This window comes from Paraburkholderia sp. GAS448 (assembly GCF_050435685.1).
GTDB lineage: Bacteria > Pseudomonadota > Gammaproteobacteria > Burkholderiales > Burkholderiaceae > Paraburkholderia.
Genome location: NZ_JBNDKT010000015.1, coordinates 90,694 through 108,368 on the forward strand (window position 1 = coordinate 90,694; position 17,675 = coordinate 108,368).

14 protein-coding genes and 2 pseudogenes are annotated in these 17,675 nt (G+C 63.2%); 3 read left to right on the forward strand and 13 right to left on the reverse strand.

What is annotated here, in order from left to right; translation table 11 throughout:
• Positions 1–14 precede the first annotated feature (14 nt).
• The 4 genes and pseudogenes from P3T23_RS25545 to P3T23_RS25560 all read right to left on the reverse strand — a co-directional run.
• Positions 15–86 (reverse strand): annotated as a pseudogene (locus tag P3T23_RS25545) (ion transporter); the annotation flags it as partial.
• Between the two features lie 49 nt (positions 87–135).
• Positions 136–528, reverse strand: coding sequence for a RidA family protein (locus P3T23_RS25550; protein ID WP_429318897.1), 393 nt, complete (start codon positions 526–528; stop codon positions 136–138).
• A gap of 69 nt (positions 529–597) precedes the next feature.
• Entirely contained in the window at positions 598–2,079 is a 1,482-nt protein-coding gene (locus P3T23_RS25555; RefSeq protein ID WP_429318898.1) for an N-acyl-D-amino-acid deacylase family protein, read from the reverse strand.
• Between the two features lie 3 nt (positions 2,080–2,082).
• Complete coding sequence (locus tag P3T23_RS25560) at positions 2,083–2,973, reverse strand: MurR/RpiR family transcriptional regulator (RefSeq protein ID WP_429318899.1); 891 nt, start codon at positions 2,971–2,973, stop codon at positions 2,083–2,085.
• A 208-nt stretch (positions 2,974–3,181) separates the two neighbouring features.
• Here P3T23_RS25560 and P3T23_RS25565 point away from each other — a divergent pair, with 208 nt between their 5' ends.
• Positions 3,182–4,459: an amino acid deaminase gene (locus P3T23_RS25565; protein ID WP_429318900.1), complete on the forward strand. Its 1,278-nt coding sequence runs from the start codon at positions 3,182–3,184 to the stop codon at positions 4,457–4,459.
• Between the two features lie 61 nt (positions 4,460–4,520).
• Here the strand turns inward: P3T23_RS25565 and P3T23_RS25570 are convergent, their stop codons facing one another.
• Both P3T23_RS25570 and P3T23_RS25575 read right to left on the reverse strand, forming a co-directional pair.
• Positions 4,521–4,988: a MarR family winged helix-turn-helix transcriptional regulator gene (locus P3T23_RS25570; protein ID WP_429318901.1), complete on the reverse strand. Its 468-nt coding sequence runs from the start codon at positions 4,986–4,988 to the stop codon at positions 4,521–4,523.
• Between the two features lie 29 nt (positions 4,989–5,017).
• A complete protein-coding gene (locus tag P3T23_RS25575; protein WP_429318902.1) occupies positions 5,018–6,613 on the reverse strand; it encodes an MDR family MFS transporter in 1,596 nt (531 codons plus the stop codon).
• 131 nt (positions 6,614–6,744) lie between these two features.
• On the opposite strand from P3T23_RS25575, the gene P3T23_RS25580 reads away from it, so the two are divergent.
• Complete coding sequence (locus P3T23_RS25580; RefSeq protein ID WP_429318903.1) at positions 6,745–7,587, forward strand: EcsC family protein; 843 nt, start codon at positions 6,745–6,747, stop codon at positions 7,585–7,587.
• Here the strand turns inward: P3T23_RS25580 and P3T23_RS25585 are convergent.
• From P3T23_RS25585 to P3T23_RS25615, 7 genes and pseudogenes are all read right to left on the reverse strand, one after another.
• Positions 7,554–8,516, reverse strand: a complete 963-nt coding sequence (locus P3T23_RS25585) for an alpha/beta hydrolase (protein WP_429318904.1) — start codon at positions 8,514–8,516, stop codon at positions 7,554–7,556. The genes P3T23_RS25580 and P3T23_RS25585 overlap by 34 nt on opposite strands.
• Positions 8,517–8,681: 165 nt before the next feature.
• Positions 8,682–9,116 (reverse strand): CHRD domain-containing protein, encoded by a 435-nt coding sequence (locus P3T23_RS25590; RefSeq protein WP_429318905.1) that lies wholly within the window; start codon positions 9,114–9,116, stop codon positions 8,682–8,684.
• A gap of 403 nt (positions 9,117–9,519) precedes the next feature.
• Positions 9,520–12,375, reverse strand: a pseudogene (locus P3T23_RS25595) (ATP-binding protein); the annotation flags it as partial.
• Between the two features lie 291 nt (positions 12,376–12,666).
• Entirely contained in the window at positions 12,667–13,311 is a 645-nt protein-coding gene (locus P3T23_RS25600) for a LuxR C-terminal-related transcriptional regulator (RefSeq protein ID WP_429318906.1), read from the reverse strand.
• A 117-nt stretch (positions 13,312–13,428) separates the two neighbouring features.
• Positions 13,429–14,148, reverse strand: a complete 720-nt coding sequence (locus tag P3T23_RS25605) for a response regulator (RefSeq protein ID WP_429318907.1) — start codon at positions 14,146–14,148, stop codon at positions 13,429–13,431.
• Positions 14,149–14,311: 163 nt separating this feature from the next.
• Positions 14,312–14,962 (reverse strand): response regulator, encoded by a 651-nt coding sequence (locus tag P3T23_RS25610; protein WP_429318908.1) that lies wholly within the window; start codon positions 14,960–14,962, stop codon positions 14,312–14,314.
• Positions 14,963–15,345: 383 nt separating this feature from the next.
• On the reverse strand, positions 15,346–16,638 hold the full coding sequence (locus P3T23_RS25615; RefSeq protein ID WP_429318909.1) for an MFS transporter: 1,293 nt from the start codon (positions 16,636–16,638) through the stop codon (positions 15,346–15,348).
• A gap of 98 nt (positions 16,639–16,736) precedes the next feature.
• Between P3T23_RS25615 and P3T23_RS25620 the strand changes: the two genes are divergently transcribed.
• On the forward strand, positions 16,737–17,627 hold the full coding sequence (locus P3T23_RS25620) for a LysR family transcriptional regulator (protein WP_429318910.1): 891 nt from the start codon (positions 16,737–16,739) through the stop codon (positions 17,625–17,627).
• Positions 17,628–17,675: the final 48 nt, after the last annotated feature.

Sequence of the window (17,675 nt, forward strand, 5' to 3'; positions counted from 1 at the left end):
AAAGACGCGTTTTCGGCGCCTTTCTTTTGCCTACTTTTCTTTGGCAAGACAAAGAAAAGTAGGTGCCGCCCCGCAGAGGGGCGACGCTAATAAACCAAAAGCAAATCAAGGAAAGGCAAAAGGCAAAAAACAAAATCAAGCCTTGCCAACCGGCACCTTATACGCCACGCAATCAACCTCAACCTTGCAATCAATCACCATACTGGAAACAACACAAGCCCGCGCAGGCGGATTCTCCCCAAAATACTCCCGAAAAACCTTATTGAAAGAAGCAAAATCCCGAGGATCATCGAGCCAGACACCGCATCGAACGACGTGCTCCGCCCCATACCCTGCTTCCTTGAGGATAGCGAACACATTCTGAATCGCCTTGTGCGATTGCTCAACAATGCCACCGTTAATCACTTCGCCGTTTTCCATCGGCGTCTGACCGGACACAAACAACCAGCCATCCGCTTCGACGGCACGTGCAAAAGGCATATGCTGCCCGCCGGTACCCTTACCACCTTCTACGCCATATCGCTTCATCAGTTCACTCCTCGAAATTCAACCCAGACCGTCGACGCACGACAGTCAACAAAAACAAAAGCAGAAAAATCAGAACGCTCCGTGCGCGTCGCCTCGCGATGCTGCCCCACGCGCAACGAAATGCCCGGCGCGCTCGCCAGTCGGCTGCCCGTCACGGTACGACAACACGCCGTTCACCCACACCGCATCGATACCTTCCGCCGCCTGCTGCGGCTTCTCGAAGGTCGCTGCATCGCGCACCCGCGCCGGATCGAACAGCACCAGATCGGCGTGATAACCCACATGCACTTCGCCGCGCTGTGTCAGCCCGAAGCGCCGCGCTGACAACCCCGTCATCTTGCGCACGGCCTCTTCCAGCGGAATCAGGCCCGCATCGCGTGCATAGTGCCCAAGCACGCGCGGAAACGCACCCCACAAGCGCGGATGCGGCAACGGATCGTTCGGCAGGCCATCCGAGCCGACCATCGTCGCCGGGTGCGACAGGATGCGCCGCACGTCGTCCTCCGACATGTTGTGATACACCGCGCCCGCCGGCTGCAGACGCTTGCCCGCCTCCTGCTGCGTCACGCCCCACTCTGCCGCGATGTCCTTCACCAGCTTGCCCGCCATTTCCGGATGCGGCTCGGACCAGGTAATCGTGATGTCGATGTCGCCCGTCACCTGCTTCACGTCGAGCGTCGACGAACTGCGGTTGTACGGATAGCAATCGCAACCGATTGGCTGCAAACGACGCGCACCCTCAAGCGAATCCAGCACCTCGGCGCTGCGCCCCCAGTTCGACGGCCCCGCGCATTTCAGATGCGAGATGATCACCGGCACGCGAGCATGCCGGCCAACGCGATAAGCCTCGTCCATCGCATCGAGAATCGCGTCGAACTCGGTGCGCATGTGCGTCGTGTATAGCGCACCGGCCAAAGCCAGCGGTTCGGCCAGCGCCATCACTTCCTCTGTCGGCGCCGCAAACGCCGAGCCGTATGCAAGCCCGCTGCTCAGCCCCAGCGCGCCATTCGACAGCGCCTCTTCAAGCTGCACGCGCATACCGTCGATTTCCGTCGACGTCGCAGCGCGGTCCAGCCGGTCCATATGGTTGTTGCGCAGCGCCGTATGCCCGATCAGCGCCGCAACGTTCACCGCCGGCCGCGCCGCGTTCACCGCTTCGACATACGCCGCGAAGGTCGGATACCTGAACGCGTCGCGCTCGCCCAGCAGGTTCATCGGATCGGGTGGATCGCCCTTGAGCGCCACGGGCGAAGCGCTGATCCCGCAATTGCCGACGATCACTGTCGTCACGCCCTGGGTGATCTTCGGCAGCATTTGCGGCGAGCGGATCACATGCGTGTCGTCGTGCGTGTGGACATCGATGAAACCCGGCGCAAGCGCGCGACCGTTCGCCTCGATCACCTCTTCGGCCAGCCAGTTCGACAGGTTGCCGATCGCGACGATCTTGCCGTCGCGCACCGCCACGTCGCGCTCGGCCGGCGGTGCGCCCGTGCCGTCGTAAAGCTGCGCGCCGACGATCAGCGTATCGGCGGCTTCGGGATGCGAATGCATGGATCAATCTCCTAGCGGTTGTCGTTCGCCGCCACCACGGTGGGCGTCGAGCGCGTGTTTCATGCGGCGCAGCAGTTCGCGACTCTCGTCGCCCTGGCTGACGGCAAGCTCGGTGACGAGCACATCGAGCGCCATCATCATCGCGTATCGCGACGACGACGGCTTGTAGATGAAATCGGTTTCGAAGGCGACGATCGGAATCACCCAGTCGGCCAGCTTCGCGAGGGGCGAAGCGGGTGCCGTCAGTGCAATCAGCGTTGCACCGTAGCCGCGCGCGATGCGGCAGTTCTCCACCATCTCCGGCACGCGTCCGGTGGTCGACAGCGCGATCACCACGCAATCGCGCGACACCGTGCTCGCCACCATGCGCTGCAGCAAACTATCCTGATAGGTTGCGACCGGACGGCCCAGACGCACGAGGCGAAAACGCATTTCGTCCGCGAGCGCGGTGGAGCCGCCGCCCATGCCGAACACATAGATCATCCGCGCGTCGCGCAGTACGGCTGCGGCTCCGGCAACCGGTGCCTGGCAGAGCAACTGATGGTTATGCGCGAGGGCCATCTGCAGTTCATCGAAGACGCGGGTGGCGAGCGGTTCGGGCGCATCCGCGGGCTTGCCGGGTTGGAGGAAGCGCTGCCCGACGGCGGCGGCCTGGGCAAGACGCAACTTCAGTTCGCGGACGTCACGGCAACCGACCGCCTTTGCAAAGCGCGTGACCGTCGCGATACTGACGCCAGCCTGCTGGGCGAGCGCGCCGATGCTCGCGCGCGACGCGCCGGTCAGATCGTCGAGGATCAACGCCGCCACCTTCCGCTCCGCCGAACGCAACTCCGGCGCGCATTCGGCAATGCGGGCGACGATGTCGAAAGTGAGCGGTTCGGCAGTGGAATTCATCAAGAACTGTGTGAACGGCAAACGGTGCCGTTATATCGCATGTCCCGTGGCAAGACCGGGAACGGCCAGGAGCGATCTGGAAGCCACCGAAGACTACCGGGCCGGCAGCCAGCATGGTACTAAATAACATTTCTTCAAACATCCTACTTTCTGTAACATAGGAAAGTCAACTTCGATTCGATTTAACTGGACGATGGAGCGGAAGTACATGAAAGTTACAAACTATCAGGGCGCGACGATTGATCCTTATAGCAAGGGCTTGGGCATGGTTCCGGGCGCCAGTATCCAGCTGACGGACGCCGCACGCCTTGAGTGGAATCTGCTGAATGAAGACGTGAGCCTGCCGGCTGCGGTGCTGTATGCCGAGCGCATCGAGCACAACCTGAAATGGATGCAGGCGTTCGTCGCGGAATATGGCGTCAAACTCGCGCCGCATGGCAAGACGACGATGGCGCCGCAACTGTTCCGCCGTCAGCTGGAAACGGGCGCCTGGGGCATCACCCTCGCCACCGCGCATCAGGTACGCGCGGCTTATCACGGCGGTGTCAAACGCGTGCTGATGGCAAACCAGCTGGTGGGTCGGCGCAATATGCTGATGGTCGCCGAACTGCTGAGCGACCCGGAGTTCGAGTTCTTCTGTCTCGTGGATTCGGTGGAAGGCGTCGAGCAACTGGGCGAATTCTTCGGCTCGGTGCGCAAGGAGTTGCAGGTGCTGCTCGAACTCGGCGTGCCGGGCGGCCGCACCGGCGTGCGTGACGACGCGCAACGCAATGCGGTGCTCGAAGCAATCGCGCGCTATCCCGAGGCGTTGAAACTCGCCGGCGTCGAACTTTACGAAGGCGTGTTGAAAGAAGAAGGTGAAGTCCGCGAATTTCTGCGCGGCGCGGTCGACATCACGCGCACGCTCGCAAGCGAGGGCCGTTTCGCTCGCACGCCGGCGATCCTGTCAGGCGCGGGCTCGGCCTGGTACGACGTGGTCGCGGAAGAATTCGCGAAGGCGACGAAGGCAGGCGAGATCGAAATCGTGCTGCGCCCCGGCTGCTATCTGACGCACGACGTCGGCATCTACAAGAAAGCGCAGACAGAGATCTTCGCCCGCAACCCCGTCGCGAAGAAAATGGGAGAAGGATTGCTGCCGGCACTGCAACTGTGGGCCTACGTGCAGTCGATTCCCGAACCGGACCGCGCGATCATCGGTCTCGGCAAGCGCGATTCAGCCTTCGATGCCGGCATGCCGGAACCGGCAAAACACTATCGCCCGGGCACCGAAGCGCCGCGCGACATCGCTGCGAGTGAAGGCTGGGAAATCTTCGGCTTGATGGATCAGCACGCGTATCTGCGAATCCCCGCCGGCGCGGACCTGAAGGTCGGCGACATGATCGCTTTCGATATCTCGCATCCGTGCCTGACGTTCGACAAATGGCGCCAGCTGCTGGTGCTCGATCCGTCGTATAGCGTCACCGAAGTAATCGAGACATTCTTCTGAAGCGGTTTCTGGCGCATCGCGCACCTGAACGTAAAACGCCGGGACTGCCCGGCGTTTTCTTCTAGCGTGTCACGCCTGCCGGCAGTTCGGCAGGCAGCGAGGCGGCCACTTCCCCGATGCGCGCTTCGAGCATCGTCAACGCGCTGGACAGGGCAGCGAGTGCCTCATCCGGCAGGCTCGCCATGGTCTCGTGCAGGAACGCGTTGCGGCGCGGCATGCTCGCCTCGATCGCCGTGCGGCCTTCTTCAGTCAGCTTGACGTTAGTGATGCGGTTGTCGCGCTCGTCCATGCTGCGCGCAATCCATCCCATCCCTTCGAGCGTTTTCAGCTGCCGTGTCAGCGCGCCCGGATCGACACGCAGACGCTCCACCAGCCGCTTTTGCGACACCTCCCCGCTTTGCCCGTGCAGAGCCAGCAAAATGCGCCAGCGCGGCATCGGATGACCGACCTGCGCCTCGAACGCCGACATGAACGCCCGGTACGTGCGGCCGAACTGCTGAACGATGGCGACGCGGTCCTGTTCTTCCATGATGTGTCGATGATACGAAGGTCGAAAAGTCAGTCGGCGTGCACGACCGGCTCGATCCGGCGCTGCAGCTTGATGGGCGGTACACGACGGCTTTGCCAGACCGAGACGACCGCCACCACCGCAGCAAGCGCAAGACCCATGTGAATCGACGCAACCAGCGCCTCGCGCGCCGCTTCGAGCAGCAGTGCGCCGTCGTGACCGGTGTGGGACAGCTGGCTGACCAGCGTCGACTGGGCGTCGCGATTGATCAGGATCTGCGGGTCGCTCAGGTCGACGAACCACTGCGTCGCGCTAGCGCGCTCGAGCGCGCTGCGCACGCCGCTCGCGTACATATGGCTGATGAGCGTACCGGTGAGCGCCGTCCCGATCATCCCCCCGATCATCCGCAGCGATTGCAGCAGCGCGGTCGCGATGCCGAGATGTTCGCGGCCCGCGGTCTGCTGCGCGAAGATGGTCAGGTTCGGCATGACGAAACCGAGACCGAGACCGCCGAGGATCATGAACGTCATCAGAAGCCCGCGCGGCATCGAGCGGGTCGCAATCACCACGCCGAGACAGGCCACCGCGAGCAGCGAAAAGCCGATGTACAGCATCAGATTCGGATTGCGCAGCCGCGACACGAGCCGGCCATTGGCGATGCTGCCGATCGTGATGAACACGACAAGCGGCGTAATGACGAGCCCCGCTTCTTTCGGCGACATGCCGAAGCCGCCCTGAAACAGCAGCGGCGCATAGAACAGTAGCGAGAACATCGTGAACCCGCCGAGCACGGCCAGCGTGAACAGCGCGGCAAGGCTTTTGTTGCGGAACATGTCGACGGGAAGAATCGGCTGCGGGAAGCGTTTCTCCCAGTTCCACAGCGCCCAGGCCGACGCCACGCTGACACCCAGCAAACCCAGCGCTGCAGCACTCACGCCATGCTTAGGCAGCCTTTCGACGAACAGTTGCAGACAGCCGAGCGACACCGCGATCAGCAGTGCGCCTGGCCAGTCGAGCTTCATCTTGCCTTCGTGTTCGACGTGCCGCAGATGCGGCAGGAAGCGCCACACGAAATACAGCGACAGCAAGCCGACCGGCAGATTGACGTAGAACACCGAGCGCCAGCCGTAGTACTGCGTAAGAAAGCCGCCCAGAGACGGCCCGATGGCATTCGCGATGCCGAACGCGGAACTCATCAGCACCTGCCAGCGCAGACGAACCACAGAATCGGGAAACAGATCGGGAATGCACGCGAACGCGGTGCCGACCAGCATGCCGCCGCCGACCCCCTGCAGCCCGCGCGCGAGCACGAGAAACAGCATGTTGTTCGCCATGCCGCACAGCACGGAAGCCGCGGTGAACACAACGATCGACGCGATCACAAACGGCTTTCGACCGTAGTAGTCGCCGAGTCGGCCGAAGATCGGCACCGTGATTACCGAGGTGAGCAGATAGGACGTCGCGACCCAGGCGTAAAGCTCGAAGCCTTTGAGTTCGGAGACAATGGTCGGCAGCGCGGTGCCGACGACAGTCTGGTCAAGCGCGACCAGCATCGTCACAAAGGACACGCCGAGCATCGCCATCAGCGATTCCCGGAACGGTAAGACTTGCCCACTCGAATGGTGAGCTGCGGTATGAACGGCCATTTTTTTGCAGGTGCAACGGTTGACGCGTCAACGAATAGTGAATCATACCACGCAGCAAGGCTCTAAACTGGCTCAGCCGGCGCCGCAAACGCCCCATTCATTGGCCGATCGACCCGTAGTCATGGAGCTCCATGGAATCCATTCCCCTTGCCGCACAGGAACTGTCGACCGAGGATCTAAAGGCGCTGCGCCGCGCGAAACACGAACTCGAAAGCCCGGCGTTGACGATGAAGCTGGCGAGCATCGTCGGCGCGCCGCTCGAGAAGCTGCTCGCGAAAATGCCGGCCATCGCCGGCGAGAAGGTGAATGACGCCACCCAGGCGGCGCTGCGCAAGTGCCTGCAGATTGCGTTGCGCACGCTCGGGCGCAACAACGGCGGGGAGGCAATCGCTGCGCCGGACAAGCCGAGCAACCTGCTGCACAAGTTCGCCGTGGCAACCACCGGCGCGGCGGGTGGCGCGTTCGGCCTGTTCGCGCTGCCGGTCGAGTTGCCCGTGACAACCACGTTGATGTTCCGTTCGATCTGCGATATCGCGCGCAGCGAAGGCGAGGACCTGTGGAGCGTCGATACGCAACTGCAGTGCCTGACCGTACTTGGGATGGGCGGCACGTCGAAGGCCGACGACGACGCCGACCTCGGCTACTTCATCGTGCGCGGCGCACTGGCTCAGGCGGTATCGAAAGCGACCTCGGAAATCACCACAAAGGGCGTGACGGCGCACGGCTCGGCGGCGCTCCTGCGGCTACTCAACGCGATCGCAGCGCGCTTCTCGGTGCAGGTGAGCGAACAGATCGCGGCGAAGTCGATTCCGGCCATCGGCGCCGTGCTGGGCGCGATGGTCAATACCGTTTTCATCGACCATTTCCAGCAGGTGGCGCACGGCCATTTCACCGTGCGCCGGCTCGAGCGCCACTACGGGCAGCCCGTGGTCGAAGCCGCCTATAAGGCAATCGACGTTTCGCTCGACGGCTGAGACGCACACGGCACCGTAACCTGATTGACGAAGGCGGCAGCGCCATCGAGTGCCTTGCGGGATTCGGGAATGAATGGCGCAAAGATCTGCCAGGCGTGCGGCATGTTGGGCCAGATCTCGAACTCGACTGACACGCCAGCCGTACGCGCCCGCTCCGCCACGCGGCGCGCATCGTCGAGCAGAACCTCGGTGCTTCCCGCCTGCACGAAAAGCGGCGGCAGACCGTGAAGGCCAGCATACAGCGGCGATGCGTAAGGATGGGTGGCGGGCGTGTCGCCCAGATAGACCTGGGCGGCGCGGGCGATTGCCGGGCCGCTGAACATCGGATCGATACCGTCGTTGGTGCGAATGGTCTCGCCGGTCGCGGCGAGATCGGTCCACGGCGAGAACAGCAGGCCACCTGCGGGCAAGGCATCGCCGGCGTCGCGCAACGCGACAAGCGTGGCCAGTGCAAGTCCGCCGCCCGCCGAATCCCCCGCGATCACGATCGATTCAGCGGGCGTGCCTGCGGCGAGCAGCTGACGGTATGCGGCAACCGAGTCGTCGAGTGCCGCGGGAAAGCGGTGCTCCGGTGCAAGGCGGTAATCGAGCGAGAAAGTACGGACATTGGCGCGCCGTGCCAGCTCGAATACCAGCGAACGGTGAGAGCGCGGCGAACAGAAGTAATAGCCGCCGCCATGGAAATAGAGAATGGTCCGCGCGGGCGCCGGCCGCTTCGGGGCGGCGAGGGGTTCGAGCCACTCACCGCGCAGCGGCGCGTCGTCGATTCCATATTGCTCGCGCAACACCCAGCCGCGCGGCACGCGAGGCGACCAGATCCGCTTCGCCGTCGTCTTGCGGGCATGTTCCACGCTGATCGTGGGGCTGAGTGTCTGCGGATAAAACTGCCTGCGCAGGAACCAGCACGCAAACGCACTTTGCCAGCTCATCGGGGCAACCTCCACGAACGGTAACCAATCTGTCATGTTACGTTCGATTGCCCTTTAACTGATGAACGGCGGCTTTTTATCCGTGTCGCGACGACTGGTCGAACATCCGGTGGCCTCCCCGGTCCGGCAGTCCGCCGTGATCCTCCGGCCGGTTAGCCGGTCGGATCAGTTTGCTGGCAAAACCTGACCGCGAATCTCGCCGCTCGGATTCTCCGCGGTATGAATGTTGAAATACCACTGGCCAGCCATCAGGTCCGTCACCTGCTGATCGGTCAACGTCGCGGATCCCTTGATCGGGGTTGCCAGCGCGCCCTTGTCGATCGGTACCTGAACTTTTGCATTCTGACCGACCGGGGCGGGACCGTGAAAATGCGCCATCGTCACCGGACCCGACAGGCCCTCATAGGTGATGGTCCATTGCAGCGACTTCGTCGACGTATCGAACGTTGCTTTCAGATCGCCATGCCCGTGACTCACCCGCGGCGGCACTTCGCTCGAAGGCTCCAGATCCGCCTTCAGCGCGACGGTATCCGCGAATGCCGCCCCTGATGCAAGCGCCCACAGCACGACAGCCAGATTCAGCTTACGAATCGCAATCATTTTGTTCTCCTGGTCTCTTGGTATGGCAACGCACGTTAAGCCATCGACAGCAGCGCTCGCGTGGAGCAGTCACATACTAGTGCAAAATCCCCGCTGCCGTTCGTCGCCTCTCAAGGCCTCGCGGCCCACCGCCCACGTATCCTTGCGTATACGCCAAGAGTTAATTGCGCGATTCGACCTCAATCTTTGCGCGCAGATTATGTACGCTTCTACTAGCGAGAAGCGACTCCTTCATCGAAGGATGTCTCCAAACCTTTAACGCGGCTTCGGCCGCGTTTTTTTCGTCCTGATTTTTCTTTTCACTGCGCGTTTTTCCCTCTATTGAGGCTGAGTCGAGCAACCCACATCGTCGATATATGCGAGCCGGGTAGCAAATTTACGCTTTGCCGGGCGCGCTGCCTGGCTATGCCATCAGCGCGGACTGCTCCTCGATGCCGTCGAGCAGCGCTTCGCATTTCGCCACGAGCGATAGCCCCTCGGCGCGCAGCTGCCCGGGGGACCAGTCGTTCATGCCGCGACGGTACGCTTCCAGGAGCTCGATCAGCGGCGGATACTGCAGCACGCCCGCCGCACCCGCGACCCGGTGATGCCACGCCCTCAGGGCATCTACGTTGCCGTTTTCGACGCCCGCCAGCAGTGGCGGCAACGCGCGCAGATCGTCCCGAACCGCCAGCACAAACGCGGCCAGCAGCCCCTTGACGGTCGACTCGCTGCCCCAGAGTCGTTCCATATGACGCAGGTCGACAGGAACGAATGCGGGGGTGTCTGCAACTAACGTACCGCGTGACGTGGACGCCGTCGTGGCTCCGGCCGCCGGATGGCCGGCGGTACGGGCAGGCGCGCCCGGCTGCCGCGCATTGTCACCGCCGAACCACCGGGCCAGATAGTCGCGCAACGTGGCAAGGCGCGTCGGCTTCACGAGGCAATCGTCCATGCCGGCTTCGCGGCATAACCGCAGCTCCTCCGGCGCCGTATTCGCCGTGATGCCGAGGATCGGAAGACGGGGCACCCCATTGTGCCGCTCTCGTTCAGCCGCGCTTTCCCGCTCACGAATCTGACGCGCGAGCTCGTAGCCGGACAGATTCGGCATATGGCAGTCCGTAATGAGAAAACCGTAGCGCGTGCGACCGAGCGCGAGGAGCGCCTCCACGCCATCGTTCACCACGTCGCATGCGAAACCCAGCAGCGCCAGTTGATGGCGGATCAGCTCCTGATTGACAGGGTGATCTTCCGCAACGAGCACCAGCCGCCCACTGGCGATTGCGCGTTCGCGATCCGGCGCGGCCAGACCTGATTCAAGCTTGCCCACCGTGCGCACCGGGATGGCCGGCAGGCCGCTCAGTGCGGCAGCACAAGCAGCACCGAGGCCTCGCCAGGAAATCGGGTTCACGCTCAAACGGACAGTCTCGTCGACGACTCGATAACCCGTCATCTTCGGCTTTTCCGTCAGACGGATCACGCGGCTGAGCTGCAAGGCCTCGGTAGGTATCTCCAGCCCGTCGGCTACAAAAATCAGATCCGAGCCGGCAAGTGCCGCATGGCGGCCGCGCCGAAGGACATCCGGCGAAACGACGCGCAACCGGATACCGAGCGCCTGCCCAAAATGCACGAGCGCCTGCGCGACATACGCGTCGTCGGTCACGACGACGCCACAGCTGCCACGCAACCGGCCAGCGGTATGGTGCTGCGCCTCGACAGGCATCGCGAGCTGGATGGCGATGCGTGTCCCCTCGCCCGGCTGACTCTGCAACTCCATGGTGCCGCCCATCAGGTCGACCAGCTTGCGGCAGATCGTGAGCCCGAGGCCCGTGCCGCCAAAGCGCCGCGTGGTGGATGACTCCGCCTGCACGAAGGGCTCGAAAAGCTGTGCCTGGACGTGCGGCTCGATGCCGATGCCGGTGTCCTCGACGGAGATGGTGACGGTCTGGATCGCGTCTTTCTCTCCGTTGAGCGCCACGCGCACGTCAACCTCGCCGGCCGGCGTGAACTTGATCGCATTGCCGAGCAGGTTGAACAGGATCTGACGCAACCGAACGCTGTCGCCACGCAGCGACGCCGCGATGCCCGGTTCGACATCGACGCGCACCTTCAACCCCTTTTCATGCGCTTGACCCGCGAGCAAACCCACAGCGTTATCGACGAGGTCGCGCACGTCGATCGGCTCCGATTCGATCGTCAGGCGCCCTGCTTCGATCTTCGAGTAGTCGAGCAGATCATCGAGAATCTGCAGCAGCGCGCCTGCGGACTCGTGAATCATGCGCAGCATTTCACCCTGATCCGCATTGAGCGGCGTCCGCTCCAGCACCTCGAGCAAACCGAGTACGCCGTTCATCGGTGTGCGGATTTCGTGACTCATCATCGCGAGAAAGTCGTCCTTCGCGCGCGATGCCGCCTCGGCGCAGTCGCGCGCCCGTGCCAGCTCTTCGGCACGGGCGTGCTCGACGCTCGCGTCGACGCAATAGCCGCTCCACACAACGACGCCGTCAGGCTCCCTGCGCGGTACCAGTTCCGCGCGCACCCAGCGGGAGCCGGACGCCCCGCCGTCGACGCGAAATTCGACGTGCGCCGGTTCCACCGAAGCTGCCGAGCGTTCGAGCTCTGCCATAACGAGCGGCAGGTCTTCGGCGTGCACCCAGCTGAAATCGACGCCGGGGTTTCTCAGGGCGCCGAAGTCGCCACCCAGCAGGCTTCGCCTGTCGCCGCCAATGCAAAGGAATGAATACGCGCCATCGGGATCGCGGCGCAGCTGAAACACCACGGCAGGCAAAAACCGGGTCATTTCGAACAGACGACGCTCCGTATCGCACACAAGCACTTCCGTGGATATTGCGGAAACATCGGCAGAAATATCCACCACGGCGCCAAGCATATACGGCGGCATGCCGTCGATCCCGGGGCACATGCATGACGAGAACACGCCGCGGTGAACTTCTCCCGCGCTCCCCGGGAACTCCAGTTCCACCTGTTGCCACTGCCCGCTTTCCAGGGTCCGCCGTGTAACGAGGTCAAGTTTCCTGCTATTCAATGCGCCCCACGCCTGTACGTCGAGACTCGTTCGCCCGATGACAGCCTCCCGCGACAGGCCGGTCGATTCCTCGTACGCGCGGTTGACGGCGATGTAGCGCCCATCGAGATCCTTCGCGACAAGCGGGTATGGCACCCTCTCCATTGCTTGCCAGATTTTCAACTGCCCGGCGAATTCCCGTCTTGTGGACTCGCGGCAGCCCACCTCGCTTCGCAGCGGCGCACAAGCTCGCAGCGCTTTGGCCGCCAATCGCTTACCCAGGCTCAGCACGTCTGCCCTCCTCATGTATTTATGTCGGCATGAACGCACAGCGCCGCTCAACGCAGTCTTGCAGGGGGTTTATATCACCACTCACGTAATTCGCATATCTAATTAAATGAGATAGCTATACGCACCGGTTCCTGCCACTGTGCACATCAAAAGTATGGGGCGCAACGTTGATCTGGCTAATCGGAACATTCTTAAATCGTCCTGTTTTCGTTGACCCACCTACCCAGAGCTCTCCAGGACGCCTGACACTGCAAGTCAGGTCAAGCCGATCTGACGCGCATAGTCAGCGAGTTCGATCTCCGTTTCGAGCCCGAGCTTGCGCATCGCGCTGCGCTTTTGCGTACTGATGGTTTTGCCACTGCGATCGAGTTTCTGCGCAATCTGGCGGATGGTCATTCCATGCGCATACATCTGAAACACCTTCCATTCCTGGGCACTCAGAACGCCCACCTTGACGTTCGACATCCGGTCCAGTGCACTCAAGGCCCTGCATGCATGCCCGGAAAGATAGATCGTGCCTGAGAACGCACATTCAATTGCCTCGGTCAGTGAACCTGCAACGTCGCGTTTGTCGACTATCGCCGTTACCCCCAGATGCATCAACCCCATGAGCGTGCGCGCGTGATGGATCATCGTGAGCACCACCACGGATGGATAGCGCCCGCCACCCAGCACCCTGCGCAATAACGACACCGCGGTGCCCTCGCCGTTCGTGCCGGGCATGCCGATGTCGGAAACGATCACGTCGCAAGGTCGACTGTCGAGCAGGTCGGCTAGCGCCTGCGCACTGGCCGCCTCGCCTACCAGCGATAGGTGCGGCACCGTCTGCAACAGGCAGCCGACGCCCCGGCGCACGCAACTGTGGTCGTCCGCAACGATGACGCGAATAGTGTCTTTCATCCCGTTGTGCCCGTGTGATTGCGCGTCCCGGCTCGGCCCACCAGCGGCCCCGGCCCAGTCCGTGTCTCGCGGTTCCCGATAGCGGCTGGATATCGACCGATGCACCGAAGCGCCGGGTCACCGCATATTCTGGGGGAGAGCGTCGGCCACCACGCCGTGGTCCACTGCGAAGCGGAACAACTCGACATCGCTATGCAGTGCGAGCTTTTTCATCGCAGTGCATTTCTGCGCGCTGATCGTCTTGACGCTGCGCCCCAGCCGCGTGGCGATTTCCGTCACACCCAGCCCCGCCGCGTATTGCGTGAAGACCTCCATCTCCCGCCGCGAGAGCAACTGGCGAACCTGATCGAGACGCCGCTCCCGCGATGCGTCCGCCAGCTGCGTCCGCACGGCCGGACCGAGATAGCTCTCGCGCGCAAGCGCCGTAACGATCGCAACGTGAATCAGGTCAATGCGATCGCGTTTGCTGATCACCGCATTCGCGCCGAAAGCAACCGCCTTCTGCAACGCGTCGGCCTCGCACTCCATGGTGAGAACCACCAGCGCAAGCTGCGGGAAGCGCGCCCTGAAGCGTCCGACCGTCTCGATTCCACCTCCGTGCGCGCCGCCTGGCATGTGCAGATCCATCACGACCAGATCGCACGCCACGCGTTCCGCCTCGGCAAAGAGTTCATTCGAATCCGATGCGCGGCCGACGATTTCCATGTTCGGAAAACCCGACAGCAGGTTCTCCATCGCAAGCAGGATAAGGGGATGGTCGTCCGCGATGAGGGCGCGTATCGGTGGTATTGGTGGTATCGGTGGTATCGGTGCAGCGACACCGTGACAGTCAGTCATGAATCTCTTCTCCGCAGGTCTTGCACGCCGATGGCCCTTTTGCAGGGCAGTCGACCTGACATGACGAGAATCAGGTATTTGCTACCCGACAGACATAAGATTGCTCTTAAATGGCTTCAGTCTCGTTGCGCTCTCATGACTGGCGCCGTGATCGAATGTGGTTTCAACCCATGCCGTGCGCGCGTACGAACGCGAAGAGACCCGGATCGTTGTTCACGCCGAGCTTCGCCATCGCATCGCGCTTTTGCCGGCTGACGGTTCGCACGTCGCGGTCGAGTTTGCGCGCGATCTCGCTGATCGTCAGACCGCGCATAAACATACCGAGCACTTCGGTTTCTCTCGGCGACAGTCGCGGCACGGATGCGAGGGCGGTTGCCCCGGTGCCCGCCTGCGCGAGCGTGTCGCGAATCGACTTGCTGACGTAGGGTCGGCCGAGTCCCGCAGCGCGGACCGCTGCGGCCAGTTCTTCCATTGACTCGATCTTGTTGAGTACGCCAGGCACGCCATCGGCCATGATCGAGCGCAGGATGCCCGCGTTCGTGAGACCCGTCAGCACGACGATACGCACCGAAGGCCAGTCGCGGCGGACGCGCCGTATGAGACGCAGACCGTCTTCGCCAAAGGCTCCCGGCTCCGGCATTGTCAGATCGGTAATGAGCACGTCGCAGGCCGTGGTACGGAGCAGCTCGATCAGCGACGCGGGACCGGAGGCCTCCCCCACGACGGTAATGCCGTCGTGCAGCTCAAGCGCCGCGCGCACGCCGATCAGGACGAAAGGATGGTCGTCCGCCAGGACGACTCGAAGGTTGACCATGTTCTCTCCATATCGGTGCCGGTATGCAGCGCGTCAGGCAACGCACTGCGAGGAAGCCTGCCCGCCGCGTCGTTCGGGGACCCGCGGCAGGAGAGGCGCGCCTAATCAGACCACCGCGTGCGGAGACCAGGTATTGGAGATTTCTGAATCGGATGAAAAGTGGCCATTTGGCCAGGGGCGGACAGGCAATGTCGAGCCGCCCCCGTCTGCATGTGACACAAGCCGCGTGCAGAGGACACACGTCGTGTCAATGCGCGAGCGCGGCAGTTCATCGCCTGTCCGACTGCCGCAGCCGCCCGCTGGCGTTCAACGGACGGAGACGCTGCGCATCGCGCTTCATAAGAGTCATTGCAAGGCACGCCCTTGCGGGATCGAACGCACGCTCATGCACCGGCCCGCGCCACGCACCTCGCGACCGCCGCGCGCGGAAAGACCGGCAGCGCAATCAGCGCGCACAGGCTGCCCATCGCCCAGACAGCCGGCCATGAACCAACCGACAGAACCAGCGGAATCGCGAGCGGCGTCAGAAACATCGTCATGAACACGCACGTGTTGCCGATCGCCAGCGCGGTGCCGGCGCGATGGGTGCCTGCAAGCGTCGCGAGCTCCGTATAGGCCACACCATGCCATGCCGACGCACAGACGCCGCCCAGCACGATCATCGCTGCGAACACGAACGCCATCAACGGATGCGGCGCCGGCACACCCGCGGCTAGCAGCGCGAGCGGCGCGAAAACCAGCGCGGTAATCAGGCTGCACGCACGCATGTAGGCGCGGCGGTTGCCCCGACGGTCCGTCCAGTGTCCGCTCCAGACGCGCATCACCGCCGCACCGGTCTGCACCGCCGCCATGGTCACGCTGGTGATCAACACGCCCGCATGACTGAAGTCATGCAGGAAGACGGTGGCAAACGTAATCACCGACAACTGCGGCACGCACAGCACGCCCATTCCGAGCGCCATGCGCCAGATACCGATGTCGAGCAGCGGCGAGCTAGCCGGTTCACCCGCGAGCGGCGCGGCGGCGGTCGCAGCACCCGCGGCAGGCTTGACGGCCGGCGGCTCATGCAACCAGAGCCATGCGAACGCAGCCGTGAGCGCACACAGACCAGCCAGCACGCTGTACACGACCGTAAAACCGTGCCACGCGGCCAGCGTCGGCAACATCAACGCGCCGAGGCCCCCGCCTGCGGGCACTGCCGTTTGCCGGATGCTCATCGCAAAGCCGCGTTCCCCTTCCCGGAACCACGCCATCACCGCCCGGCCACTCGAGCCGTTGACGCTGCCGCCGAGCACGCCGACCAGCAACAGCCCCACCGCGAGCGCCACGACACCCGGCGCATGCGCGGCGCCAGGTGAAACGAAGGCAGCCATCGCAGCGAGCGCCGCCGCCGTCAATCCCAGACCCAGCAGCAGCACGCGCCGGTCACCCCAGCGATCGGTCAGCAACCCCCACGGCAACTCGCTGACCGCAATGCCCAGCCCGAGCATGCCCAACAGCATGCCGAGTTCATGGTTGCCGACGTGATAGCCCGAACGGATAAACACAGCGGTCGTTGGAATGCCGGAAAAAGCCGCGGAAAAACTCGCATTCGCCGCAAAGCCGACACCCAGCACCTTCCACCGATGCCTGCGCCCGCGCGGCTCACGCGCGGCCTGCAACAAACTGCTGCCCATATGACCTCCCCAAGCGATCGAATCGAGGTCATGCTACGGCTGGATTATCTATCGGAAAAGCGGGAAAATAAGATGACTTCCATCGGAGATTCCGAATCATGAGCCAGCGCGGATTCGATCTTGGCCAGCTGCGCACTTTCGTTGCGGTGGCGGAAGCCGGCACGGTTTCGGCGGCAGCGGAGCGGGTGTTCCTGTCTCAGTCATCGGTAAGCGAACAGCTGAAAAAGCTCGAGGATCGCGCCGGCCAGCCGCTTTTCGTACGCAGCAAGCAGGGCGTCACCCCGACGCCCGCCGGCACGAAGCTGCTGGAACACGCGCGCCGGATCATCGCGATGAGCGAGGCGGCGTTCGAAGACCTGCAGGGACGATCGCTCGACGGCGAACTGCGCATCGCAATCACCGACTACTATCGCCCGCACGAAATCGCACGCGTGCTGAAAAGCTTTTCGGAACAGCATCCGCGTCTGCGTCTGCATGTGACGGTGCTGCCGAGCGCGGTCATCGACAGCAGCGCCGGCGACGACGCGACGTTCGACATCGGTCTCTCGTTGCGGATCGTCACGCCGGACAGCCGTCGCGTGGTCGCGGGCAGCGGACGGTTGAAGGGTTCAGTGATCCGGCGCGAGAAGCTGGTGTGGGTCACGTCGGTAGACGCCGACCCACGCATCTCGACGCCGTATCCGCTCGTGCTGCTACCGGGCACTTGCCAGTTGCAGCGCTTTGTCGTGAAGCTGCTCGACGAACGCAAGGTGCCGTATCTGATTTCACATTCGGCATCGGGCGTAGCGGGGCTTCAGCTGGCCCTGAAGGCGGGCCTCGGAATCTCGTGCCTGAACGAGTCGTCGATCGGTGCAGGTCTCGCGGCGTGTGCGCCGACGGTGCGCCTTCCGGTGCTACCGGCAGTGGAGTTTCATCTGCTGCCGGGCCGGATCGGCGAGACCGAACTCGTCACCAACGCGCGTGCGGCGCTCACGCGACTTTTCAGCTAGTGCGGGCGCTGCCGCGCGGAAGTCGGCCCGGCACGCCGCCGGGAGCGG

Excerpts from the sequence above, each read along its gene's own strand:
- P3T23_RS25550 (WP_429318897.1), bottom strand. The coding sequence starts at position 528 with ATGAAGCGATATGGCGTAGAAGGTGGTAAGGGTACCGGCGGGCAGCAT.
- P3T23_RS25555 (WP_429318898.1), bottom strand. The coding sequence starts at position 2,079 with ATGCATTCGCATCCCGAAGCCGCCGATACGCTGATCGTCGGCGCGCAG.
- P3T23_RS25560 (WP_429318899.1), bottom strand. The coding sequence starts at position 2,973 with ATGAATTCCACTGCCGAACCGCTCACTTTCGACATCGTCGCCCGCATT.
- P3T23_RS25565 (WP_429318900.1), top strand. The coding sequence starts at position 3,182 with ATGAAAGTTACAAACTATCAGGGCGCGACGATTGATCCTTATAGCAAG.
- P3T23_RS25570 (WP_429318901.1), bottom strand. The coding sequence starts at position 4,988 with ATGGAAGAACAGGACCGCGTCGCCATCGTTCAGCAGTTCGGCCGCACG.
- P3T23_RS25575 (WP_429318902.1), bottom strand. The coding sequence starts at position 6,613 with ATGGCCGTTCATACCGCAGCTCACCATTCGAGTGGGCAAGTCTTACCG.
- P3T23_RS25580 (WP_429318903.1), top strand. The coding sequence starts at position 6,745 with ATGGAATCCATTCCCCTTGCCGCACAGGAACTGTCGACCGAGGATCTA.
- P3T23_RS25585 (WP_429318904.1), bottom strand. The coding sequence starts at position 8,516 with ATGAGCTGGCAAAGTGCGTTTGCGTGCTGGTTCCTGCGCAGGCAGTTT.
- P3T23_RS25590 (WP_429318905.1), bottom strand. The coding sequence starts at position 9,116 with ATGATTGCGATTCGTAAGCTGAATCTGGCTGTCGTGCTGTGGGCGCTT.
- P3T23_RS25600 (WP_429318906.1), bottom strand. The coding sequence starts at position 13,311 with ATGAAAGACACTATTCGCGTCATCGTTGCGGACGACCACAGTTGCGTG.
- P3T23_RS25605 (WP_429318907.1), bottom strand. The coding sequence starts at position 14,148 with ATGACTGACTGTCACGGTGTCGCTGCACCGATACCACCGATACCACCA.
- P3T23_RS25610 (WP_429318908.1), bottom strand. The coding sequence starts at position 14,962 with ATGGTCAACCTTCGAGTCGTCCTGGCGGACGACCATCCTTTCGTCCTG.
- P3T23_RS25615 (WP_429318909.1), bottom strand. The coding sequence starts at position 16,638 with ATGGGCAGCAGTTTGTTGCAGGCCGCGCGTGAGCCGCGCGGGCGCAGG.
- P3T23_RS25620 (WP_429318910.1), top strand. The coding sequence starts at position 16,737 with ATGAGCCAGCGCGGATTCGATCTTGGCCAGCTGCGCACTTTCGTTGCG.